The organism is Streptomyces sp. NPDC090499, from assembly GCF_044769305.1.
Lineage (GTDB): Bacteria > Actinomycetota > Actinomycetes > Streptomycetales > Streptomycetaceae > Streptomyces.
On the sequence record NZ_JBIVXP010000002.1, the window covers coordinates 90818 to 113116 of the forward strand.

The window sequence follows — 22299 nt, forward strand, 5'->3', positions numbered from 1 at the left end:
GTGGTGATGGCGGCCGCCGCCGGCTCCACCGCGGCCACCTCGTCGTCGACCGAGTCGGCGCAGCAGGCGATCGGGTATCCGACGCTGTTCCTGCTGGTGCTGATCGGGGCGTTGGTGCCGGTGGTGCCGACGGGGGCGCTGGTGAGTTCGGCGGCGGTGGTGGCGTTCCATCAGACGGCGCCGTTCGCGCTGGCGCTGGTGTTCGTGACGGCGTCGCTGGCGGCCTTCCTGGGGGATGCCGCGCTGTACTGGCTCGGGCGGCGGGGGCTGCGGTCGAAGAACGGGTCGCGGTGGCTGGGGGCGATACGGGCGCGGGCGCCGGAGGAGCGGCTGGAGCAGGCGCAGGAGAAGCTGGCCGAGCACGGGGTCGCCGTGCTGGTGCTGTCCCGGCTGGTGCCGGCCGGCCGGATACCCGTGATGCTGGCGTGTCTGCTGGCGGAGTGGCCGTTGCGGCGGTTCGCGCGGGGGAACGTGGCGGCGTGCCTGGCGTGGGCGGTGACGTATCAGGTGATCGGGATTCTGGGTGGGTCGCTGTTTCCGGAGCCGTGGGAAGGGGTGGTGGCGGCGGTGGGGCTGACTGTCGTCATCGGTGTGGCGCCGAGTGTGTGGCGGCGGGTTCGGGCTGCCGGGTGACGCTGCCTTGCGGGGCGCGGGTGCGTCGTGGTTGCCCGCGCGGTTCCTCCCCCGGCGCCCCTGAAAGGGCTCGCTAGTCGAGGGCGTTTCGGGCTGAGGTCCGCTCCAGGACCCTCGACCCTCCCACCGGCAGGTCCCAGAGGTCCTCCCTGGCCAGCTCCGCCCGCTCCCAGGCCGCCCGCACCCGCGTCAGCGGTTCCAGGACCGGCTCTGCCGAGAGGATGAAGGTGCCCCAGTGCATGGGGGCCATCCGCCGTGCCCCGAGGTCCTGTGTCGCCCGTACCGCCTCCTCCGGGTCCAGGTGGACGTCGCTGAGCCACCAGCGGGGGTCGTAGGCGCCGATGGGCATCAGGGCGAGGTCGATGCCGGGGTAGCGGCTGCCGATGCGGGAGAACCAGTGGCCGTAGCCGGTGTCGCCGGCGAAGTAGACGCGGCCGCCGTCGGGGGCGGTGAGGACCCAGCCGCCCCAGAGGCTGCGGCAGGTGTCGGTGAGGGTGCGCTTGGACCAGTGGTGGGCGGGGACGAAGTCGAAGCGGACCCCGGACAGTTCGGCCGCCTCCCACCAGTCCAGCTCGGTGACGGTGGTGAAGCGGCGGCGCCGGAACCAGCGGCCGAGCCCGGCCGGCGCGAACACCGGTGTGTCGCGCGGCAGGCGGCGCAGGGTGGGGGCGTCCAGGTGGTCGTAGTGGTTGTGGCTGATGACGACCGCGTCGACGCGCGGCAACGTCTCCCAGGGGACACCGACCGGGGTGACGCGGGCGGGGGTGCCGAGGATGCGGTGGGACCAGACCGGGTCGGTGAGGACGGTCAGGCCGCCTGTCCGGACGACCCAGCTGGCGTGTCCTGCCCAGGTGACGGCGACGGTGCCGGGGTCGGTGCGGGGCAGCGGGCCGGGTTCGCAGGGCAGCCGGCCGACGTCGGCGAGGCCCTCCCGGCCGGGGCGGACGGAACCCTCGCGGGCGAACCGGGCCATGGCCTTGAGGCCGGGCAGCGGGGCGGTCAGGCGGTCGTGGAACGTCCGCGGCCAGACCCGGAGTTCGCCCAGCGGGCGGGGGTCGGCGAGCGGCGGGAACGGCTGCGTGCGGGTGGCGGCGGCATCGGCTTCACCGGTGGCCGGGGCAGGCGTCGTGGTGGCGGTCGTCGTCGTGGACCCCGGCTCATGCGTCTGCTGCGTCATCGAGGAGGCTCCCATCGCTGAGCGTCGTCGCGGAGATCGTCGAGTACCGACCCCAAGGACATCAACGCGCGTTGCACGTGTGGCAGTTCCAACGGTGCGGGTGACGTGAGGCATTCCAGGCGCTCGGCGTCGGTGCCGCCCAGCAGCGGGCCGGTGGCGAACCGGACGCGCAGCGCGCCGAGGTCGTCGCCGAAGCGGTGGCCGCCGGGCGCGGGCATGCCGAGGCGGGCGGTGAGGAAGTCCTCCAACTCCTGTGCGTCGCCGACCCCGTGGGCGCCGAGGGCGGCGCGCAGCGGTTCCAGGTCGGCGTACAGGTGACGGCCGGCCTGCGGGGGCCGGGCCAGGGCTCCGCCGGCGACGACCGCGGCGTGCGCGGCGGCGGCCACGCGCGCGTGCAGCCGTACGACGGCCTCCCGGCGCGCGGTGACGGGCACGGGTTCGTCGAGCGCGTACCGCGTGGCGACCGCGACCGGTCCGGCCAGGCGGGCGCCCAGCGCCGTGAGGATGTCGAGCACGCGCGCGTGCAGTGCCGTACCGGTGGCGCCCTCCGGGAACCGGGCGACGGCGGCGGGCCAGCCGGCCGGCAGCAGGGCGCCGGCCAGGTCGGCGACGACGGTGACCCGGTCCGGGAGCATCTCGGCGGGGCTGAGCAGCACCGTGGCGTCCGGGGAGTGCAGGGTGTCGCGCCAGGTCTCGTCGCTGACCAGGTGCAGTCCGGCGCCGGCCGCGGCCTCCACGGTCTCGTGCAGCAGTTCGGGCGGGGCGACGGTGGCGGTGGGGTCGTCGGCGACGGAGAGCACGAGCAGCCGGGGGTCGCCGCCCTCGTCCCGGACCCGGCGCACGGTCTCCAGCAGCGCGTACGGGTCGGGGGCGCCGCCGGACTCGGCCGGGGTGGCCACGTGGAAGACGGGCCGGCCGAGGAGCCGGGCGTAGGGCGCCCACCAGGCGGCGCAGGGGCGCGGCACCAGGACGTCGCCGCCGAGCGCGGCGGTGAGCGCGAGGAGCAGGGCGGGGGCGCCGGGTCCTGCGGTCACCCGGCCGGGCGGGGCGGACAGCCCGCGGCGTTCCCAGTAGCCGCGGGCCGCGTCCAGCAGCGCCGGTCCGCCGCCGACGGGTTCCTCCGCGCCCAGGTTCGCGGCGGCCGCGAGGACGGCTGCGAGTTCGGGCAGGACGGGCAGGCCGTCGTCGGGCAGGGGCGGGCCGTAGCGGACGGGTCCGTGGCCTTCGGGTGACGCCGGTCCGCGCTGCTCCGTGGCGCTGCCGTCCGCCGGTCCGTGGGCCCCGGGATCCGTCCGCCGCATGTCCGCCTCCGCGCAGTCCGTGGTGCCGTGTGCTGTCCGGTCCGGGCCGTGTTCGCCGGAGCGGTCGCGCCGGGATACCCGGCGGTGTGCCCGGTCACCCGTCCGCGCCGGACCTCCCGGCCCACAGCCGGTACGCCCGCCCGCCCCACAGCCGGTACGCGGCGCCGCAGCAGGCCGCCGCGATCAGCATCCCGCCCGCCACCAGCGCCGGTACGGACGTGCTGTAGGCGCCCCCGTCCCCGGCCGCCACCCCGTGCTGCACCCCCGTCGCGGGGCACGAGCCGTCGCCGTCCCGGGCCGCGCCGCACTCCTGCCCGCCGACGTCCCCGCCCCCGCCGCCGCACGGCTGCTGCCCTCCGGAACAGGGCCGCTCGCCGTTCCCGTGCGGGACGGCACCGTCCTCGCCACGGGGGTCCGCGGCACCGACGTCACCGCGGGCGGCCGCGTCGCCGTCACCACGGTCACCGCCCAGGGCCGTGCCGTCGTCACCACGATCACCGGGAGCGTCCGTACCGGCGTCCCCACGGACCCCGCCGCCCTCGTCGCCGCGGGCCGACATGCCGTCGCCCCCGCGCGGGGCCGTACCGCCGTCCCCGCCGGGGACCGTCCCGCCGTCCACCGGGGGCACCGAGCCGTCGTCGATCCCGGGCACGGCCGCGCCCCCGACCTCCGGCACGGCCGCGCCCCCGACCTCCGGCACGGCCGCGCCCCCGACCTCCGGCAGGGCCCCGCCGCCGGCCTCCGGCGGGGCGCCGCCGCCCTGGAGGAACGTGCCGCCGGCCTCGGGGGAAGCCGCACCGCCGCCGTCCGGCGTGACGGCCTGCGGCGCGTTCCAGGTCCGTCCCTGCTGTCCGCCCGCCGCCGGGCAGGTCCCGTCGACGGTCCGGGTGCCGTCCTGCCCGGCGCCCGCCGCGTCCCGGGCCACGTCACCCGCGGCCGCGTCCCCCTCCGTGTAGGTCGCCGGCCGGTCGCCCGAGCGGACCGGTGCGGGTGCCTGCCCGCCGCCGCGGCCGCCGGCGCCCGTCGCGCAGGTCACGGAGACGGTGGCCACGGCGCCGGGCCGGGCGCTGCCGGGGCTGGTCCCCGCGGCGGGGCCGGCAGCCGCGACGGCCGTGCCGGTGGCGCCGAACGCGGCACCCGCCAGGACGGCGACGGACAGGGTGCGAACGGTGCGGCGCATGGGACGAGCTCCTTGCACGGACGGCTCGGAGGCACGGGGTCCGTACCCCCGCAGCCATCACAGCCCGGCCCACGCCGGGCCGCGCGCGGCCGGACCCATTCGCGGGACACTCGCCCCCTTTCGGGTGACGTCACGGCCCCGTCCCGGCGGGTCGGGAACGGCCGGGGGAATCCCCGTGTCGGCCACCTGTCCCCGGGTACGCGGTCCGCACCCCCTGACGTACCTGGAGGGAGAACGTGCAGCGAGGTGTACCGCGCTGCGCCGGTGCCGGGAACCGGTGAGCGGCAGGGAGTGAGCCGGGCCCGGAGAACGGACGAAGGCGCACGCCCTCGGGCCGCCCGCCCGTCGGCGTGCCCCGGAGGGAGTGAGCATGATGCGTGTCGCTTTTCTGTCCGCGCCCGAGGGCGTCGAGCAGGTGGAGCTGACCGAGCCGTGGAAGGCGGTCTCCGACGCCGGGCACGAACCGGTGCTGGTGTCGACGGAGCCGGGGCGGATCCAGGCCTTCGACCACCTGGACAAGGCGGAGACGTTTCCGGTGGACGAGGTGGTCGGCGAGGCGTCGGCGGACTCGTTCGGGGCGCTCGTGCTGCCCGGCGGGGTGGCGAACCCGGACATCCTGCGGACGGACGACGGGGCCGTGGCGTTCGTGAAGGGCTTCTTCGACGGCGGCCGCCCGGTCGCGGCGATCTGCCACGCACCGTGGACGCTGGTCGAGGCGGACGTGCTGCGCGGCCGGACGCTGACTTCCTGGCCGAGTCTGCGGACCGACATCCGCAACGCGGGCGGGACCTGGGTCGACGAGCAGGTCAAGGTCTGCGACAGCGGCCCGAACAAGCTGGTCACGAGCCGTAACCCGGACGATCTCAAGGCGTTCTGCGAGGCCTTCCTCGACGTGCTCGCCGAGTGATCAACGACCGGGCGGCCGTAACCAGGGGGCCGTGGCCTCAGCCGGCGGCGCCCGGCGTCGCCGTCTCGGCGCAGTTCCGCTCCCGGGCACCCTCCCGGGTCCGGCCGGCGGCGACGACACGGCGCGGGTTGCGCCGCAGGTACTCGCCCTCCAGCTGGGCCATGCGCTCGTTGTGGGCGCGCAGCGCGTCGTTCGAGCCGTACAGCAGGGTGTCGTGGCGCGTCCGGTGGATGGTCTCCAGCTCCTTCATGAGCTGCTGGTCGTCCAGCCGGCTGGGGTCGACTCCGGTCATGGTGGTACCCCGCTCGTCGTGTGGGTCCCGGCGGTCCGGATTCCTGCCTCCACTGTACGAACATCCGGCCCGGCGGGCCTCCCTGGGACGGCGGCCCGCCGCGCGGCCCTACCGCACCCGCTCCACCCGGCGCTCGTCCCACACCGGCTCCGCGGTCTCGCGGACCCGGCCGTCGCTGCCGAAGACCAGGTAGCGGTCGAAGGAGCGGGCGAACCAGCGGTCGTGGGTGACGGCGAGCACGGTGCCGTCGAAGGCCTCCAGGCCTTCCTGGAGGGCTTCGGCCGACTCCAGGTCCAGGTTGTCGGTCGGCTCGTCCAGGAGCAGTGCCGTCACGCCCTGCAGCTCCAGCAACAGGATCTGGAACCGGGCCTGCTGGCCGCCCGACAGTCGTTCGAAGTTCTGTTCGGACTGCTGGGTGAGTTCGTAGCGGCGCAGCCGGGACATCGCCGCGCCGCGGTCCTGGGAGTGCTCCGTCCACAGGATGTCCAGCAGGTTCCGGCCCTCCAGCTCGGGGTGGGCGTGGGTCTGCGCGAAGTGTCCGGGCACCACGCGCGCGCCCAGCTTCCACAGCCCCTCGTGTGCCACCTCCTCGCCGGCCAGCAGCCGCAGGAAGTGCGACTTGCCGGATCCGTTGGAGCCGAGGACGGCGACCCGTTCGCCGTAGAAGACCTCCAGGTCGAAGGGTTTCATCAGGCCGGTGAGTTCGAGCTGTGCGCAGGTCACGGCCCGTACGCCGGTACGGCCGCCCTTGATGCGCATCCTGATGTCCTGCTCGCGCGGCGGCTCGGGCGGCGGCCCGGCCTCCTCGAACTTGCGCAGCCGGGTCTGGGCGGCCGCGTACCGGGACGCCAACTCGTGCGAGATGGATGCGGCCTGACGCAGGCTCAGCACCAGCTTCTTCAGCTGGGCGTGCTTCTCGTCCCAGCGTCGGCGCAGCTCCTCGAAGCGGGCGAAGCGTTCGCGGCGGGCCTCGTGGTAGGTGGCGAAGCCGCCGCCGTGCACCCAGGCGTCGGCGCCGGTCGGCGAGGGCTCCACGGAGACGATCTTCTCGGCGGCGCGGGCGAGGAGTTCGCGGTCGTGGGAGACGAACAGGACCGTCTTGCGGGTCTCCTTGAGCTGCTGTTCCAGCCAGCGCTTGCCGGGCACGTCGAGGTAGTTGTCCGGCTCGTCGAGCAGCAGCACCTCGTCGGTGCCCCGGAACAGGGCCTCCAGCACCAGCCGCTTCTGCTCGCCGCCGGAGAGGGTGCGCACCTGCCGCCACTGGGCCTTCTCGTACGGCACCCCGAGGGCAGCCGTGGTGCACATGTCCCAGAGCGTCTCGTGCTCGTAGCCGCGCACCTCGGCCCAGTCGGCGAGGGCCTGCGCGTACCTCAGCTGGGCCGCCTCGTCGTCGACGGTCATGAGGGCGTGCTCGGCCTTGTCGACGGCCTGCGCGGCCGTGCGGATGCCGGGCGGCGCGACGGAGACGAGGAGATCACGCACGGTCGTCTCGTCCCGTACGGAGCCCACGAACTGGCGCATCACGCCGAGGCCGCCGCTGACGGTCACGGTGCCGCCGTGCGGCTTCAGCTCGCCGGAGATCAGCCGCAGCAGGGTGGTCTTGCCGGCGCCGTTGGGCCCGACGAGGGCGACGGCGGCGCCCTCACCGACCCGGAAGGAGACATCGCCGAGCAGGGCCCTCCCGTCGGGGAGGTAGTACTCGAGGTGTGCGGCTTCCAGATGTCCCATGGTCAGGGATTCTGCGGGGCGGGCCCGGGATGGGGCAAACCGTTATCAGGCCGCCGTCCTCGGGTGCGGGCCCGGTGGGGGCTGGTCGCGCAGTTCCCCGCGCCCCTGTCAGGGGCGTCCACTGGGCGCCCCTGAAAGGGGCGGGGAACTGCGCGAGCAACCACGACGCACCCGCGGCCGAAAACGGCGCCCCCTACTCCACCGGCTCCCCCGTCGGCCCGCTCGCCCCCGTCGGCTCCACGACCGCGCCCTCCCAGGAGAGCGCCTTCCAGCCGTCGGCCGGGGTGCCCTCCAGGATCACCACGCCCGTGTTGGCGAGGAGGCGGGACGCCGCGTAGGGCACGTCGACGTTGTCGGCGCGGGCGGCCGTCCAGAGGCGGATCACCGCGCCGTGGCTGACCATGGCGACCGTCCCGGCGCCGCTCGCGGCGGCCTCGGCGACCACCGCGTCGTAGCGGCCCAGGACCTCGTCCCCGGTCTCTCCGCCGGGCATCCGCGGCGCGGTGTCCCCGGCCGCCCACGCGAACACGGTCCGCATGTACTCCTCGCCCCGCCCGGAGTGGCCGGGCAGCATCTCCAGGTCGCCGGCGGACACCTCGCGGATGCCGTCGCGGACGACGGGGTCGAGGCCCCGGGCGGCGGCCAGCGGGGCGGCGGTGAGCCGGGTGCGGGTCAGGGTGGAGACGTAGACGGCCTCGATGTCCTCGTCGGCGAGGGCTTCGGGGAGGGCCGCCGCCTGCTGCTCGCCGAGGGCGGTCAGACCGGGGCCCGGCACCGCGGTGTCCAGGAGGAAGTCGACGTTGGTCGGGGTCTGCCCGTGGCGTATGAGGAGCAGGCGCATCCAGGGGTTCCTCTCACTCGGCTCACTCGCCCGCGGCGCGGGCCGGCAGGAAAGTGCCACTTCAGGGTAACCGGACCCGCATGAGCCCAGACGTCGACCTCACCGTCCCGAAGCCCGGCCGGCACGCGCTGCGCGACCGGCTGCTCGCCCTCGACAGCCGTCTGTTCGAGATCGCCGCCGAACGGAACTGGCCGTTCGCCGAACCGGTGCTGCCCCGGCTGAGCCGGAGCGCCAACCACGGGGTGCTGTGGTTCGCGACGGCCGCCGCGGTGGCCGCGACCCGCACGCCCCGGGCGCGCCGGGCCGCCGCCCGCGGCCTGGCCTCGCTCGCCCTGGCCTCCCTGACCATCAACACCCTCGGCAAGCGCTCGGTGCGCCGCCCGCGCCCGCTCCTGGACCCGGTGCCCGCGGTACGGCACCTGAAGCGGCAGCCGATCACCACGTCCTTCCCCTCCGGGCACGCCGCGTCGGCGGCCGCCTTCGCGGCCGGGGTCGCCCTGGAGTCCCCGGCGTGGGGCGCGGTGGTGGCGCCGGTGGCGTTCTCCGTCGCCATGTCGCGGGTGTACACGGGTGTGCACTTCCCGAGCGACGTGCTCGCGGGCGCGGCGCTGGGGGCCGGTGCCGCGTTCGCCGTGCGGGGGCTGGTGCCGACCCGGGCGCAGACCGGTCCGCCGCCCCGGCCGCGTGCCGAGGCCCCGGCACTGCCGGACGGCGAGGGGCTGGTGGTGGTGGCCAACCGGGCCTCCGGCAGCGCCGACCGGATGCGGGTGCTGCACCGCGAGCTGCCGGCGGCGGAGCTGGTGGAGTGCGAACCGGGCGAGGTGCAGGAGGAGTTGGCGAAGGCGGCGCTGCGGGCGCAGGCGCTCGGGGTGTGCGGCGGCGACGGCACCGTGAACGCGGCGGCGGAGATCGCGCTGCGCCACGGGCTGCCGCTCGCCGTGCTGCCCGGCGGCACCCTCAACCACTTCGCCCACGACCTGAGCGTGGAGGACGGCCGGGGCATCGGCCGGGCCGTGCGCGAGGGCGAGGCGGTCCGGGTGGACGTCGGCCGCTTCACCTCCGGCGGCCTGGAGGGCGTCTTCCTGAACACGCTGAGTCTGGGCGTTTATCCGGAACTGGTCCGGGAGCGGGAACGCTGGACGCACCGGATCGGCGCCTGGCCCGCCGAGGTGCTCGCCGTGCTGCGGGTACTGCGCACGGACCGGCACCCGCTCCGGGTCGAACTGGGCGGCGAGACCCACCCGTTGTGGCTGCTGTTCGTCGGCAACTGCCTCTACCACCGGCTGGCCCTGACCCCGGGCCGCCGTACCGACCTGGCGGACGGGCAGCTCGACGTACGCGTGGTGCACGGCGGCCGGCATCCCGCGCTCCGGCTGCTCTCCGCCGCCCTCGCGGGCCCGCTCACCCGGTCCCCCGCCCACGCCGAGGCCCGGGTGCGCCGGCTGCGGCTGACCGGCATCGCGGCCGGCACTCCGCTCGCGTACGACGGGGAAGTCACCGACGTGGCGGGCGAGATGACCGTGGAGAAGCTGCCGGAGGCACTGACCGTGTACCGGCCGATGCCCTGACCCGTAGCACGCTCATGACGAACCGTCAGTCCACATGGTAAAACGCGAGTCTCAACATTCGGCATGCGCGCGTAGCGTTGCGGAATACCGCGGGACGGGGCCGTCCGGCCCCGTCCGCCGGTGTGACGCGAAGGGGTTGAGCCATGTCGAAGCCACAGGAGACCGCCGTGTACACGCACGGTCACCACGAGTCGGTGCTGCGTTCCCACACCTGGCGCACCGCCGCCAACTCCGCCGCCTACCTGCTCGGTTCGCTCAAGCCCCACATGCGGATCCTGGACATCGGCTGCGGACCGGGGACGATCACCGCCGACCTGGCGGAGCTGGTCCCGGACGGCCGGGTGACCGGCGTCGACCACGCGCCGGGCATCCTGGAGCAGGCCCGCGCGACGGCCGCCGGGCGCGGGCTGACGAACGTGGACTTCGCGGTCGCCGACGTGCACGCGCTGGACTACCCGGACGACACCTTCTGCGTGGTCCACGCCCACCAGGTGCTCCAGCACGTGGGCGACCCGGTGCAGGCGCTGCGCGAGATGCGCCGGGTCACCAAGCCGGGCGGTTTCATCGCCGTACGCGACTCCGACTACGCGGCGATGACCTGGTACCCGGCGGTGCCCGGCCTGGACGACTGGTCCGAGCTGTACCGGCGGGTGGCCCGCGCCAACGGGGGCGAGCCGGACGCCGGGCGGCGGCTGCGGTCCTGGGCGCTGGCGGCGGGGCTGACCGACATCACGGCCACCTCCGGTACCTGGACGTACAGCACGGACGAGGAGCGGGCGTGGTGGGGCGGGCTGTGGGCGGACCGTACGGTCGCCTCCGCCTATGCCGACCGGGCCACGGAGGGCGGTCACGCGACCGCGGAGCAGCTGGCGGCGGTCTCGGCGGCCTGGCGGGAGTGGGCGGGCCGGGAGGACGGCTGGTTCGCCGTACTGCACGGAGAGATTCTCTGCCGCAAGTGAGCGAGTTCCGCGGGATTCGGGAACAGGTGGTGACTCCGCCGACGGCGGCGGGGTCAGTCGCGGGGCAGCAGCGGTCCCAGCGGCCCGAGGTCCAGGTTCAGGTCCTCGGGCCGCAGTCCGTACCGGTCGCGCAGCTCGGCCATCCGGTCCTCCAGCAGCATCAGGGTGAGCCCGATGCGCTCCTCCTGCTGCTCGGTGAGGTCCCCGGTGTCGACGCGGCGCAGTGCCTGCCGTTCCATCAGCTGGCGCAGCAACTCCACGACGGTCAGCACGAGTTTCACCAGATCACGCTCCACCGTGTCCGGTTCGAGGTCCAGCCGGTTGCGGTGTCTGCTCACGTCGGCTCACCCCAGGGTGCGGGCACTTGGGCGCTGACCGAGCTGATCAGTGCGTTGAGGTCGATGCGGACGAGGTCGACGTCCGCGATGCGCAGGGTGACGTCGCCGGTGATGACGACCCCGCCGGCCAGCAGCCGGTCGAGCAGGTCGACCAGGGCCACCTGACGGCGTTCGACGACGGTCACCGCTGCTCCCCCGCCCGCACCGGCGCCGGCGGTCCGGTGACCGGCTCGGTGGTCGGCTCGGTGGTCGGCTCGGCGGTCGGCTCGGTGAAGGAGTAGGCCGCCCACGGCCCGGTGAGTTCCACCCGCATCGCAGGCGTCTCGTCCTTCGTACGGTCGACCAGTTCCACGAATTCCTCGGAATCCGCGCGGGACACCAGATAGGCGGCGTTCAACAGGTTCTGCCCGGGGACTCCCGAAAGCGTCGCGTTCTGCGGAGGGTGCAGCCGGCATGCCTCGGCGCGCCCGGAAAGCCGTTCGTGCAGAGTGCGCGCGAATTCCTCGGCGGCCCGCCGCTTCTCCTCGTGAGCCCGCGTGTCCGTCCGCCGCTGCCGCAGATACTCCCGCCCGGTGGCGGGCCGGCCGGCGGGCGGGGGCGGCTGCTCGGGCGGGTCGGCGTACAGCTTCACACCCCACTCGACCCGCCCTTCCAGCCGGTCGAGGGTGTGCAGGAAGTCGGCCTCGCGGGCCTCCATCATGGTCCGTACGCCGCTGTCGTCCCGGAAGACCGTGGCCAGCCGGAGCGGCAGCGGCGTGGTGACCGTGGTGAGCGCGTCGATCACGCCCTGGTGGGCACGGGCGGTCGCGGCCAGCCAGTCCAGGTCCTCCAGGTGGTCCCGCAGCGGCTCCTCGGCGAAGTCGCCCTCCGGGACGGTACTGACGACGGCGACCAGCCCGTGGTGCCTGAGCAGCCCCGGCGGGACCCCGGCCACGCCGGAGAGCTGGGTCTGCAGGGCCGCCGCGAACGGACGGCAGACGGCGTACACGTACCGGAGTCCGCCCTGTGCGGTCATCTGTCCTCCTCCTGGCGCTGTCCTCGGCCGGCCTCCAGTGCCTCCAGGGCGGCCAGCCGCTCCCGCAGCTCGTGGTTCTCCCGGGTGAGCTGGTCGCGCCGGGCGCGGGTGGACAGCTCCGGGTCGTGTTCCCACCAGTCGATGCCCATCTCCTTCGCCCGGTCGACGGAGGCGACGACCAGGCGGAGCTTGACGGTGAGCAGTTCGATGTCGAGCAGGTTGATCCTGATGTCCCCGGCGATGACGATGCCCTTGTCCAGGACGCGCTCCAGGATGTCGGCGAGGTTGGCGCCCCCGCCGTCACGTCCGTAGGGCTCGGGCAGCCGGGCGGCCATCGTCATCGACGGCTCCCGGAACCGGCGTACTCGTCTTCTTCCTCTTCCTCGGCCTCGTACTCGTCCTCGGGCTCTTCCTCGGCCTGGTCGTCGTCCCGGTACTCCTCATCCTCCCCCTGCTCGGCGTCCTCCGCCTCGTCGTAGGGCTCCTCGTCCTCGTACGACTCCTCGTCCGACTCCTCGTCCGGCGTCTCGTTCTCCGCTTCCTCCTCGGCCACCGCGTCGTCGTGGCTGCGGACCACCTCGCCGTCGCGGATCTCGCCGCGCCAGCCGTCGTCGACCTCTCCCTTGATGGAGATGTGGCGGGCGTAGTGCTTGAGGTCGAGGCGGGTCCGGCGGCCCGAGGCGCGCCAGACGTTGGCGGTCTTCTCGAAGAAACCGCTCGGGTAGTACTCGATCACCAGCAGCACCCGGGTGAGGCTGTCGCCGAGCTCGTGGAAGGTGACGACGCCCTTGTGACTGCCCTTGGCCCCCTGAGCCGACCACTGGATGCGGTAGTCCGGGATCTGTTCGACGGTCTTGCCCTTCCAGCTCCGGCTGGACCACCAGATCTTGCCCTGCCAGTCCGACGAGGTGTCGTCGGCACGGCTGGCGCTCTTCACGCCCTTGGCGAAGGTGCTGAAGTCCTGGTAGCGGGTCCACTGGTCGTAGGCGGTGCGCACCGGCACGCCGACGTCGACGGACTCGATGATGACGGTCGGCTTCTGGCCGCCCCCCTTGCCTTTGCCCTTGCCGCCCCCCAGGCCCTTCACCTTGTCCATGACGGTGTCCTTGGCGTGGGTCAGGCCGAGCTCCAGGGCGGAGCGCACCGGACCCTTGCCCTCGGCGACCTTGCGGCCGGCGTCGAGTGCGAGCCTGCCGAAGCCGGGGCTGTTCCCCTCGGCTATGTCGTTGAGCTTGCCGGTGGCCTCGCCGAGCTTGCGGCCGGCGCCCGACAGCAGGCGTTCGGCCTGGGCGGCGAGGTACTCCTGCAGTTCCGCCTTCAGACGGTCGGCGGCCTCGGAGCGGGCCGCGTCCCCGATCGGTCCGGTGTTCATCGGTCCCCGCCTCCCTTCGACCGGGCCTGGCCGGCCTTCTTCCTGGCGGCCGCCCGGCCCTGCGCGGCCTTCTTCGACGGCGCCTTCTTGGCGGGCGGCTTGCCGGCCGACGCCTTCCTGGCGGCAGCCTTCTTCGCGGGGGCCGTGCGGTCCCGTGCCGTGCGGTCCGGTGCCGTGCGGTCCCGTTCCGTGCGCTCCCGTGCCTTACGGTCCGGTGCCCTGCGGTCCGGTGCCTTCCGCTCGGGCTGGTCCTCGCCCTCGTCCTCGCGCTCGTCCTCGCGCTCGTCCTCACCCTCGTCCTCGTCCTGCTCTTCCGAATCCTCGCGGTCGGCTTCGCTCTGCTCCGCCGGCTCCTCGTCGTCGTCCGGGCCGCCGCTGCCGGGCACGACGCCCGCCAGCTGGTCGCGCACCTCGGCGGTACGGCCGTGCAGCCGGTCGGCGAAGGCGTCGAGCTGCCGTTCGACCATGGCATCGGACGCGGCCTTGCCGACCCCGCGCAGGTCGTGGCGCAGCTGCTCCCCGATCTCCTTGAACTGCGGGTTGTCGCGCAGTTGCTGGTTGGCCAGGTCGAGCACTGCCTTCGGGGTCAGGTTCAGCTTCTTGCCGGCCACCAACGACCCTACGGCGCAAGCCAGTTTCAGCTTCCTGGTGCGGCCCAGCAGGTATCCGGCCCCGATCGCGAGGCCCAGTCCCATGCGGTTCATGTATGCGTCCCATTGCCGTGCCCCGCGTCTCTGCGCAGGGCGGTCTCCAGCCGGTCGAGAAGTTCGTCCTCGGCCTGGTCGAACTCCTCCTCGTCGATCTCACCGGCCTCCAGCCGCTCTTCCAGCCGGGCCAGTTCGGCCCGGATCGCGGCGGGGTCGTAGTAGATCCGCTCCGCCTCCTGCACCACCTGCTCGATGACCCAGGCGCTGCCGCGCACGGGCGCGAAGGGCAGTAGCAGCAGCTCCTTGACCAGTCCCATGGGCGCCTGCTCCTTCTGTTTCTGGGCCTTGCCGGCTGTTCCTCGGCCGGCCCGCTACCTCTCGGCCCGGCCGGCCGTGCTGACCGCCGGTTCGGCGGGCCCCGGTTCGACGAAGCTGTACGGCGGGAGCGGTCCGTTGACGCTCAGGTCGAGGTGCGGATGGCTCTTGCGCAGCCGTTCGACCCCGGCCAGGAAGGTCTCGGCGGAGTGCCGGTCCACCAGGAAGGACACGTTGACGAGCCATCCGGTGGAGCCGGGCCCCACGCCGACGGCGGCCGACTCGGGTTCGAGCGCCTGCCGTACCTCGGCCGCGTCCTCGGCCTCCCGGGCGCGTACGGCGCCCACCACCAGTTCACCGAGCCGCAGCCGGCTCTCGTAACTCCCGCCGCCCGCCTTCCGGTTGGCCTCGGCCAGGGCGCGCAGCTCGGGGTTCTCGGACATGACGCGGTGCAGCACCGCGTCTTCGATGTGGCTGGCCTTGACGTTGTACTCGACCTTGCCGTCGAGGGTGCGCAGCCGTTCCCGGTAGTGGTCGGCGCGTTCGGCGAGGACGCCGGTGACGGCGCCGTCGTCCGGGGCCACGCTGCCGAACCGCATGGGCAGCACGCAGCCGCCGCCCCCGGCCTCCGCCAGCACGTTCTGGTGGGCGAGCAGGTCCCGGCGCTTGGGCCGGAGTCCCTCGGGGGCCTCACTGACCAGTGCGGCCAGGTCACCCTCCGTGAGCACCCGCACCCGGCCGGGCGGGTCGCCGACCCCGTCCATGCCCTCGGGCAGGGCGGGATGTCCGGCGGCCGTGATGCCGTAGACGTACGTACTCACTCCTGCTCCTCCCTCTCCTTGTGGCGGGCCGGGGCCCTGCGGGCGCGCGGCCGGGACTCTGTCTCACCCGAGCCCGAGTGTTCGTCGCGGGCCTGCTGGAAGGCGTCCGAGACCGTCTGGGCGGCGCCGGCGAGCGCGCCCTTCGACTTTCCCCGGGCGCCGGACTCGGTGACCTGGCCGACGATGTCGGGCAGGCCGGGGTCCTTGTGCGGGCCCGACTCGAGGTCGAGCCGGTTGCAGGCCTCGGCGAAACGCAGATAGGTGTCGACGCTGGCGACGACGACCCGTATGTCGATCTTCAGGATCTCGATGCCGACCAGGGAGACCCGCACGAACGCGTCGATGACCAGCCCGCGGTCGAGGACGAGTTCGAGCACGTCGTAAAGACTGCCGCCGCCTGCGCCGCCGGTCTGCTGTGCCGGTACAACGGTCATGCCGTTCCGACCTCCTTCGCGTGGTGCCTGTCCGTGGGTGCCGACGGGCGGCCTAACGGCCGCCGGGCCGGTGCGGGTCGGCGCGCCCGCGTTCGTAGCGGCTGACGCGCCGGTAGCCGGTGAGCTGTCCCTGCGGGTCGAGTTCGACCTGGTAGCTCGCCATCAGGCTCATGGTGTCGGGCACCCTGGACAGTTCCAGGACTTCGATCTCCAACGCCCAGCCGTCCTCGCTCTGTTCGAAGGACGACACGGACTCGGCGGCCATACCGGTGAGCTCCGCGAGCTGGGCGCGCGCCTGGCTCAGTACCGCCATGGGGCTCGGCCGGTCCGGTGCCGCGTCGGGTCCGTCGTCACGTTTACGGTCGTTCCGTGCACCCTGCGTGTGTGACGTGTTCTCTGTGTTCGTCATGGCCACCTCGCAGACCGAGTGGCCGAAGGAATAGCGGTCAAACATCGACATTTCGGACATTACGCAGCACATCACTCAACGCATCCGCCCGCCGCCGGACCGGACCCGGCGACGGGGCGCCCGGCCCGGCCCGCACGGTGCAGGGGGCCACCACGGTCAGGGCACAGGCGCTGCGCCCCAGGTCGAGGGCCGGCCGGCCGGGACGGCCGCCGACGCGGGGGCGGGAGCAGGTAGGGACCCGCAGTGGTCGACGAGGCCGGCTCCGGTCCATTCCTTCGCGGCGCCGTCGCCGCCCGGAAAGCGCAGGTTGCCGGGCCGGTGGCCCGCCCGCACCGGCCGCACCTCGCCCTTGGTCACCGCACGACCGCCTCCTCGACCAGCAGCCGCCCGGCCGCCGCGATGGCGTCGGCGTCGATGCCCGCGGCGTGCAGCTGTTGGTCGGGGGCGGCCGAACCCGGCATGGTGCGGACGGCGAGCCGTACCAGCCGCGGCACCGGCCTGCCGTCCGCGAACGCCTCCGCCACCGCGTCGCCGAGCCCGCCCTCCTCGTGGTGGTCCTCGACGGTGAGCAGGCAGCCGGTCTGCTCGGCGGCGGTGCGCAGCGTCTGCCGGTCCACCGGCTTCACGGAGTAGAGGTCGACGACCCGGATCCGGATGCCGTCCTCGGCGAGCGCGTCGGCGGCCTTCAGCGCCTCGTGCACGGTGACCCCGGCGGCGACCACGGTCAGCCGGTCCTCCTCGGAGGAGCGCAGCACCTTGCTGCCGCCGACCGGGAACTCCTCGTCCGGGCCGTAGATCACCGGGCCCGCCCCGCGCGAGGTACGCAGGTAGCGGATGCCGTCGAGCCCCGCCATGGCGGCGACGAGCCTGGCGGTCTGGTTGGCGTCGCACGGGTAGAGCACGGTCGAGCCGTACACCGAGCGGAACATCGCCAGGTCCTCCAGACCCATCTGGGAGGGCCCGTCCTGCCCGATGGCCACGCCCGCGTGCGAGCCGACCAGGTTGATCCCGCTGCCGCTGACGGAGGCCATCCGCACGAAGTCGTAGGCCCGGCTGAGGAAGGCGGCGAACGTGGCGGCGTACGGCACCCACCCGCGGGTGGCCATGCCGACGGCCCCGGCCACGAGTTGCTGTTCGGCGATGTAGAACTCGAAGTAGCGGTCGGGGTGTTCCTTGCCGAAGAGCTCGGTGCGGGTGGAGTCGCCGACCTCGCCGTCCAGCGCGACGACGTCGGCGCGGGCATGGCCCAGCGCGACCAGCGCCTTGCCGAAGGCATCGCGGGTGGGAACCTCTTCCCCCAGGTCGTAGCGCGGGAGTTCGAGCGCGCCCGTGGGCACCGAGTGCAGCGCGCGGGCCGCCGGCGGCTCCTTCACGTGGACGCGGAGATCCCGTACCCCGCCGAGTTCGGCGATGGCCTCCTCGGGGTCCGGCAGCGGCTTGCCGTGCATGCCCTCGCGGTCCTCGACGGCGGCGACGCCCCGGCCCTTTCGGGTGCGGGCGAGGATCACGGTGGGCTGTCCGGCGGTGGCCGCGGCCTCGACGCAGGCACGGTCGACGGCGTCCACGTCGTGCCCGTCGATCTCCACGGTGTGCCAGCCGAAGGCCTGGAAACGGCGGGCGTAGGCGTCGAGGTCGTGGCCTTGCCGGGTGGGGCCGCGCTGGCCGAGCCGGTTGACGTCCACGATCGCGGTCAGGTTGTCGAGGTGCTCGTAGCCCGCGTGTTCGGCGGCCTCCCACACGGAGCCCTCCGCCAGCTCGCTGTCCCCGCACAGCACCCAGACCCGGTAGCGGCCGTGCTCCAGGCGCTTCCCGGACAACGCGATGCCGACGCCCACCGGCAGGCCCTGGCCGAGGGAGCCGGTGGCGGTCTCCACCCACGGCAGCCGGCGCGGGGTCGGGTGTCCCTCCAGGTGGCTGCCGAGTTTGCGGAAGGTGAGCAGTTCGGCGTCGTCGATGGCACCGGCCGCCTTGTAGGCGGCGTACAGCAGCGGTGAGGCGTGGCCCTTGGAGAGGACGAAGCGGTCGTTGCCGGGGTGGTCGGGCCGCTCGAAGTCGTAGCGCAGGTGGCGGGCGAACAGGACCGCCATCAGATCGGCGGCGGACATCGACGAGGTCGGATGCCCGGACTCGGCCGCGGCGGCCGCCCGCACGCTGTCCACGCGCAACTGCTGGGCGAGTTCGACGAGGTCGGCGGTGTTCATGAGGCTCCTTCCGGAGGACGGTCCGTGACGGATTCGGGGACCTTCGGCAATTCGGGCGAGGCCGTGTCCAGCGGCACCGGCCAGGACCGTACGAGGCCCGACCGGACGCCCTGGCGCGGCAGTACGGCATCAGGCAGCCGGTGGTCGGCGGCGACCCGGCCCCGGGGCATGGCCGCCAGGTGACGGCCGCGGGCCACCGGCCCGGCGGGCGGCCCGGACAGGGGCACCCCGAGCGGGTCGGCGGCAGCCTGCCCGCCGCCGGGGCCGACGGTGAGCAGCCGCATCGCGGCGACCCGGGGCAGCAGCGGCAGATACAGGGAGTGGTCAGTGGGGTTCGGCAGGGTGACCCCGGCACGGCCCCTGGCCGACCGCGCAAGCGTACGGGCCGCGCGATACCCGGCGAACCCGGCGCCGACGATCACGATCCGGGGTCGACGGCTCACGGTGCGCCTCCGGGGATACGACGAGGTCCAAGGCCACCCACGTAACCGTAGGCTCGACCTCGAAACACCGCGCGCCGAAGCCGCGCCCGCTGCGGCGGGCGCCTCGGGGGCGCCGGGCGAGGAACTGCGCGCGGCCGCCCCCACCGCCCCGCGGCGAACGGCTACCGCCACGGAAAAGGCACTCTCCGGTCACCCCCGCCGATTACGGTCACCCACGGTGATTCAGGTCAACCCCGGTGATGCGGCGACTCCGGATCCGCACCCGGCCGGCCCGGCACCCCCGGCACCCCCGGCGGCTCCGCCGGAATCGGCGGATACGGCAGCCCCAGCCCGCTGGGCGGTGCCCCGGGCGCCGTCCCCCCGATCACCCGGTGCGGTGCGTGCGGCCTCTTCGGCCGCCCCGCCTCCCGCAACGCGTGAGCGACCGCGCCCAGGATCACCGCGGTGACCAGCGCCGCGGCCCACGCCGGCAGCAGGATCGCCCACGCCAGCCCCACGGCCAGCGCCAGCGCGGCCCCGGCGTACAGGGCGACCGCGCCGGACGCGCCGTACAGCACGGCGGCCCGCCGCCGCTTGCGGCCTTGTTCGCGCAGTTCGTCCCGGACGGTCTCGCGCGCGACCTGTGCCAGCTCGTCGACGAGATCCTTGTCCAGATGTTCGAGATGATCCAGGTGTTCCATGGCATGCGGGTACCCGCGCCGGAATTGCCGTAACAGGAGATCACCGGAGGCGACACCATCCCGGCCCACGGCAACTAGGCTCGTGCCCATGGAGATTCTGGGCGCCTCCCTGCGCATCTGCGTCGACGACCTCGATACCGCGATCCCGTTCTACGAACGTCTCTCCGGCGGCAGAGCCCAGCGTTTCGAGCGCGGCGGTGTCCAGGTCGCCGCGGTCGGCTCCTTCCTCCTGATGAGCGGGCCGGAGGCGGAGCTGGAGGTGCTGCGCAAGGTGGCCGCGACGATCGCGGTGCAGGACGTCGACGCGGCCCGCCGGCTGCTGGACGACCTCGGCGCCCGCATCCTCGCGGGGCCGGTGGCCACGTCCGCCGGCCGCACCCTGCTCGCGATGCACCCGGACGGCTCGCTGTTCGAGTACGTCGACCAGCACCGGGGCTGAACCGGGAGCGGACCGGGGCCGGTCACAGGCCCTGCGGACGCATCCGGAAGTCATACCGGGCGGGCAGCGGCTCGTCCCCGAGCCGCGCCCACAGCCGGTCGAGCGCGTCCGAGCCCTCCCGCAGGTCGGCCACCTCGAACCCGGCGTCGAAGACGGCGCGGGCCGCGGCCGGCCGTCCCTCCGCGAGCAGCAGTTCCGCCTCCAGGAGCCGGAACCGGCCGCGCTCCCGGATCGCGGGCAGCAGCGCCTCCCACACGGCGCGGGCGTCCGCGGTCCGCCGTACCCGCAGCAGCGCCTCGACGGACTCGCGGCCGAGTGCCGCGCAGGCCGCCGTCCAGGTCTCGCCGTCGTCGCGGCGCTCCCGGCACAGGTCGTCGAAGGCGTCGGCGTACCGTTCCGCGGCCCGCTCGTACTGCCCGTGCTCCTGGTCGGCGACGGCGAGGCAGCGCAGCAGCGGCCAGAGCGACGGGGCGAGCGGGAGAGCCCGCTCCCAGCTGCGGACGGCCTGGGCGCGGTCGCCCGCGTGCCACTGGGCGACGCCCAGGTGGTACTCGGTGTGCGGGGTGGCGGGGGCGGTCTCCAGCATGTCCCGCCAGTGCGGGGCGACCAGGGTCGGTCCCGGCGGCCGTACCCGGCGGGGTTCGGGCAGGGTGCCGGTGCGCAGCAGCTCCCGCCAGGGCGCCTGTTCCTCGGTCAGTGTCGGCTCGGGGAACGGCGTGCCGGGCAGCTTCCAGTCGGTGCGCAGCACTTCGAGGGCGCCCCAGCCGGAGCCGGTGGCGAGGAGTTCACCGGGTTCGGTGTCGGCGTACGGCTTCCAGGCGGCGCGAGCAGCGTCCAACCCGGCGCGCGGCAGGGCGAGTTCCAGCCGCTCCTCGACGTCTGCGGGCGACGCCGCCGACAGCGGGCCGTACGCCTCCAGCCAGCACACCTCGCTCTCCGCGTCGAGGCGGACGTGCTCCAGCTGGGTGCGGGCCAGCCCGGCCTGGATCTCGCGGTAACCGCCGGCACCGGGTCCGCCGAGCCATTCCTGCCAGCGCCGGCCGCCGGTCCCCGCCCCCCACACGAACTGCTTGCGGCCGCGCAGTTCGTCGGTGGAGGTCTGCACCAGGCCGTGGCCGTCGGCGTCCAGCGCGGCGATCCAGCGGCGCCGCCCGTCCGGGATGTCGTAGAACCAGTCCGCCGGGTACGGGGGTTGGGCGTCGGGATCCGGAGCGGACACCCGGTGCAGTCGTCGTTCGGCGCCGAACTCCCAGGCCTCGTCGGCCGGGACGACGATCCGGCGGTCCTCCGGTACGGCCGTGCTGGACCACCAGTAGCCGGGCACCGGGTGTTCGTGCGGATTGCGGACGCGGACGCAGGCGTACAGGAAGTCGGAGCCGTCCGGCAGCCAGAGGTCGACCTGGAAGGGCAGGTCGCGCAGCCGTTCCCATTCCCACAGGCGGAGCATGTCGCCGCCGTCGGGTGCGGGGACACGGGCCGCGTGCAGCGGGGCGCAGGAGAGCGTGGTGTGGCCGGTGGCGCCGATGTTCCACTCGATGCCGCCGGCGTACCAGGCGCCGTTGAGGGCGAGGTTGGCGGGCTGGAACACCGGGTTGCGGTACAGGAGTTCGCGGCCGCTGGGCAGGTGGACGAGGGAGGCGACGCGGCCGCCGAGGCCGGGCAGGACGGTGGCGCGCAGCCGGTCGTTCTCGATCACCAGGGCGTCGATCTCGCGAGGCGTGCGGGTTCTGCCGTAGCCGTCGCGGATGCGTACCGGGAGGAGGCTGCGCAGCGGTTCGTGGCCGAGCTGCCGGGCCATGTCCCGGGGCAGGTCCTCCCGGTCACGCTCGTCGACGCGGTGAATCTCGTCGAGGAGGCGGAGCGGCGGCAGCGGGTTGTCCGGGCCAAGCTCCGCCGCGGGCAGGGTCAGTACCTCACGTCGGATCCTCGTCACGATCACCATGGAACCCGGCGCCGGGTGAGCTGGCCAGGGGAGCTGCCGGTCAGGATTGCGCAAAGGCCGACGGGCCGAAGTCAGCGGGCGGCCCGCATCTCCGCCGTGATCGCCCAGCGTTCGTGGTCCCGCCAGGCCCCGTCGATGTAGATCATGTTCGGCGAGAAGCCCTCCAGCCGGAACCCGGCACCGCGGGCGAGCGCGATGGACGCGGCGTTGCCGGGCTGCGCGTTGATCTCCAGCCGGTGCAGCCGCATCGGCCCGAAGGCGTGATCCACGACCAGGCCCATCGCCTCCCGCATCAGGCCGCGCCCGGCCGCGTGCGCGAACACGCCGTAGCCGAGCGCACCGCACTGGAAGCCGCCCTCGACGATGTTGTTGATGTTGATGAACCCGGCGATCGCCCCGCCCTGCTCGCCGCCCTCCTTCTCGCACACCAGGAAACCCGCCTTGCTGCGGTCCTCGATCAGCCGTCCCGCGTAGCCGGCGTAGGCCGCGTCGGTGGTGGGCGGGAACAGCCAGGGCTCGTGGAGGTCCTTGCTCTCCCGGGCGCGGGCGATGAACTCGGCGCCGTCCTCGTAGGTGTACGGGCGGATCCCCACCCGGGGGCTCTCGGCGAGATAGCGGGAAGCGGTGTGCGGCATCCCGACACCCTACGCGGAACTG

General features: G+C 74.0%; 26 protein-coding genes and 1 pseudogene. 5 read left to right on the forward strand and 22 right to left on the reverse strand.

The window, feature by feature from the left end; translation table 11 throughout:
* The first annotated feature begins 6 nt into the window (after positions 1-6).
* Positions 7-633 carry a DedA family protein gene (locus ACIQVL_RS08745; RefSeq protein ID WP_403475211.1) on the forward strand — a complete coding sequence of 209 codons (627 nt, stop codon included), beginning with the start codon at positions 7-9 and terminating at the stop codon, positions 631-633.
* A 73-nt stretch (positions 634-706) separates the two neighbouring features.
* Here ACIQVL_RS08745 and ACIQVL_RS08750 read toward each other — a convergent pair whose 3' ends face one another.
* From ACIQVL_RS08750 to ACIQVL_RS08760, 3 genes are all read right to left on the reverse strand, one after another.
* Positions 707-1810: an MBL fold metallo-hydrolase gene (locus tag ACIQVL_RS08750; RefSeq protein ID WP_403474857.1), complete on the reverse strand. Its 1104-nt coding sequence runs from the start codon at positions 1808-1810 to the stop codon at positions 707-709.
* Positions 1807-3111 carry an aminotransferase class I/II-fold pyridoxal phosphate-dependent enzyme gene (locus ACIQVL_RS08755; protein WP_403474858.1) on the reverse strand — a complete coding sequence of 435 codons (1305 nt, stop codon included), beginning with the start codon at positions 3109-3111 and terminating at the stop codon, positions 1807-1809. Before ACIQVL_RS08755 ends, ACIQVL_RS08750 begins: the two co-directional genes overlap by 4 nt.
* A gap of 94 nt (positions 3112-3205) precedes the next feature.
* Positions 3206-4291 carry a hypothetical protein gene (locus tag ACIQVL_RS08760; RefSeq protein ID WP_403474859.1) on the reverse strand — a complete coding sequence of 362 codons (1086 nt, stop codon included), beginning with the start codon at positions 4289-4291 and terminating at the stop codon, positions 3206-3208.
* 373 nt (positions 4292-4664) lie between these two features.
* Here ACIQVL_RS08760 and ACIQVL_RS08765 point away from each other — a divergent pair, with 373 nt between their 5' ends.
* On the forward strand, positions 4665-5198 hold the full coding sequence (locus ACIQVL_RS08765) for a type 1 glutamine amidotransferase domain-containing protein (protein ID WP_403438003.1): 534 nt from the start codon (positions 4665-4667) through the stop codon (positions 5196-5198).
* A gap of 37 nt (positions 5199-5235) precedes the next feature.
* Here ACIQVL_RS08765 and ACIQVL_RS08770 read toward each other — a convergent pair whose 3' ends face one another.
* From ACIQVL_RS08770 to ACIQVL_RS08780, 3 genes are all read right to left on the reverse strand, one after another.
* A complete protein-coding gene (locus ACIQVL_RS08770) occupies positions 5236-5490 on the reverse strand; it encodes a DUF6158 family protein (protein ID WP_403437723.1) in 255 nt (84 codons plus the stop codon).
* Between the two features lie 108 nt (positions 5491-5598).
* Complete coding sequence (locus ACIQVL_RS08775; RefSeq protein WP_403474860.1) at positions 5599-7218, reverse strand: ABC-F family ATP-binding cassette domain-containing protein; 1620 nt, start codon at positions 7216-7218, stop codon at positions 5599-5601.
* Between the two features lie 193 nt (positions 7219-7411).
* The gene (locus ACIQVL_RS08780) at positions 7412-8059 is read right to left on the reverse strand and encodes a histidine phosphatase family protein (protein ID WP_403437717.1); all 648 of its coding nucleotides are present in this window, start codon (positions 8057-8059) and stop codon (positions 7412-7414) included.
* A gap of 80 nt (positions 8060-8139) precedes the next feature.
* On the opposite strand from ACIQVL_RS08780, the gene ACIQVL_RS08785 reads away from it, so the two are divergent.
* Positions 8140-9627, forward strand: a complete 1488-nt coding sequence (locus tag ACIQVL_RS08785) for a bifunctional phosphatase PAP2/diacylglycerol kinase family protein (RefSeq protein ID WP_403437714.1) — start codon at positions 8140-8142, stop codon at positions 9625-9627.
* Positions 9628-9770: 143 nt separating this feature from the next.
* Positions 9771-10586: a class I SAM-dependent methyltransferase gene (locus ACIQVL_RS08790; RefSeq protein ID WP_403437712.1), complete on the forward strand. Its 816-nt coding sequence runs from the start codon at positions 9771-9773 to the stop codon at positions 10584-10586.
* A 53-nt stretch (positions 10587-10639) separates the two neighbouring features.
* Here ACIQVL_RS08790 and ACIQVL_RS08795 read toward each other — a convergent pair whose 3' ends face one another.
* From ACIQVL_RS08795 to ACIQVL_RS08860, 14 genes and pseudogenes are all read right to left on the reverse strand, one after another.
* Positions 10640-10924, reverse strand: coding sequence for a gas vesicle protein K (locus tag ACIQVL_RS08795; RefSeq protein ID WP_403437710.1), 285 nt, complete (start codon positions 10922-10924; stop codon positions 10640-10642).
* Entirely contained in the window at positions 10921-11109 is a 189-nt protein-coding gene (locus ACIQVL_RS08800; RefSeq protein WP_403437709.1) for a gas vesicle protein, read from the reverse strand. Before ACIQVL_RS08800 ends, ACIQVL_RS08795 begins: the two co-directional genes overlap by 4 nt.
* Positions 11106-11939, reverse strand: a complete 834-nt coding sequence (locus tag ACIQVL_RS08805; protein ID WP_403474861.1) for a GvpL/GvpF family gas vesicle protein — start codon at positions 11937-11939, stop codon at positions 11106-11108. The genes ACIQVL_RS08800 and ACIQVL_RS08805 overlap by 4 nt, the downstream gene beginning before the upstream one ends.
* Positions 11936-12280, reverse strand: coding sequence for a gas vesicle protein (locus ACIQVL_RS08810; protein ID WP_403437707.1), 345 nt, complete (start codon positions 12278-12280; stop codon positions 11936-11938). The genes ACIQVL_RS08805 and ACIQVL_RS08810 overlap by 4 nt, the downstream gene beginning before the upstream one ends.
* On the reverse strand, positions 12277-13311 hold the full coding sequence (locus ACIQVL_RS08815) for an SRPBCC family protein (protein ID WP_403437706.1): 1035 nt from the start codon (positions 13309-13311) through the stop codon (positions 12277-12279). Before ACIQVL_RS08815 ends, ACIQVL_RS08810 begins: the two co-directional genes overlap by 4 nt.
* Positions 13308-14015, reverse strand: a complete 708-nt coding sequence (locus ACIQVL_RS08820; RefSeq protein ID WP_403474862.1) for a DNA primase — start codon at positions 14013-14015, stop codon at positions 13308-13310. The genes ACIQVL_RS08815 and ACIQVL_RS08820 overlap by 4 nt, the downstream gene beginning before the upstream one ends.
* Positions 14012-14275, reverse strand: a complete 264-nt coding sequence (locus ACIQVL_RS08825; RefSeq protein WP_403437704.1) for a gas vesicle protein GvpG — start codon at positions 14273-14275, stop codon at positions 14012-14014. The genes ACIQVL_RS08820 and ACIQVL_RS08825 overlap by 4 nt, the downstream gene beginning before the upstream one ends.
* 54 nt (positions 14276-14329) lie before the next feature.
* The gene (locus ACIQVL_RS08830) at positions 14330-15094 is read right to left on the reverse strand and encodes a GvpL/GvpF family gas vesicle protein (RefSeq protein WP_403474863.1); all 765 of its coding nucleotides are present in this window, start codon (positions 15092-15094) and stop codon (positions 14330-14332) included.
* Positions 15091-15528: a gas vesicle structural protein GvpA gene (locus ACIQVL_RS08835; RefSeq protein WP_403437700.1), complete on the reverse strand. Its 438-nt coding sequence runs from the start codon at positions 15526-15528 to the stop codon at positions 15091-15093. Before ACIQVL_RS08835 ends, ACIQVL_RS08830 begins: the two co-directional genes overlap by 4 nt.
* A gap of 52 nt (positions 15529-15580) precedes the next feature.
* A complete protein-coding gene (locus ACIQVL_RS08840; protein WP_403437699.1) occupies positions 15581-15937 on the reverse strand; it encodes a gas vesicle protein in 357 nt (118 codons plus the stop codon).
* A 156-nt stretch (positions 15938-16093) separates the two neighbouring features.
* Positions 16094-16294 carry a hypothetical protein gene (locus ACIQVL_RS08845; protein ID WP_403474864.1) on the reverse strand — a complete coding sequence of 67 codons (201 nt, stop codon included), beginning with the start codon at positions 16292-16294 and terminating at the stop codon, positions 16094-16096.
* Complete coding sequence (locus ACIQVL_RS08850; protein WP_403474865.1) at positions 16291-18138, reverse strand: transketolase; 1848 nt, start codon at positions 18136-18138, stop codon at positions 16291-16293. Before ACIQVL_RS08850 ends, ACIQVL_RS08845 begins: the two co-directional genes overlap by 4 nt.
* Positions 18135-18398, reverse strand: a pseudogene (locus ACIQVL_RS08855) (NAD(P)/FAD-dependent oxidoreductase); the annotation flags it as partial. The gene ACIQVL_RS08850 and the pseudogene ACIQVL_RS08855, both read right to left, overlap by 4 nt.
* Positions 18399-18808: 410 nt before the next feature.
* Positions 18809-19261: a phage holin family protein gene (locus ACIQVL_RS08860; RefSeq protein ID WP_403474866.1), complete on the reverse strand. Its 453-nt coding sequence runs from the start codon at positions 19259-19261 to the stop codon at positions 18809-18811.
* Between the two features lie 88 nt (positions 19262-19349).
* Between ACIQVL_RS08860 and ACIQVL_RS08865 the strand changes: the two genes are divergently transcribed.
* Positions 19350-19700 carry a VOC family protein gene (locus tag ACIQVL_RS08865; protein ID WP_403437696.1) on the forward strand — a complete coding sequence of 117 codons (351 nt, stop codon included), beginning with the start codon at positions 19350-19352 and terminating at the stop codon, positions 19698-19700.
* Between the two features lie 22 nt (positions 19701-19722).
* Here ACIQVL_RS08865 and ACIQVL_RS08870 read toward each other — a convergent pair whose 3' ends face one another.
* Complete coding sequence (locus ACIQVL_RS08870) at positions 19723-21642, reverse strand: DUF5107 domain-containing protein (protein ID WP_403474867.1); 1920 nt, start codon at positions 21640-21642, stop codon at positions 19723-19725.
* 71 nt (positions 21643-21713) lie between these two features.
* The gene (locus ACIQVL_RS08875) at positions 21714-22277 is read right to left on the reverse strand and encodes a GNAT family N-acetyltransferase (protein ID WP_403437694.1); all 564 of its coding nucleotides are present in this window, start codon (positions 22275-22277) and stop codon (positions 21714-21716) included.
* Positions 22278-22299: the final 22 nt, after the last annotated feature.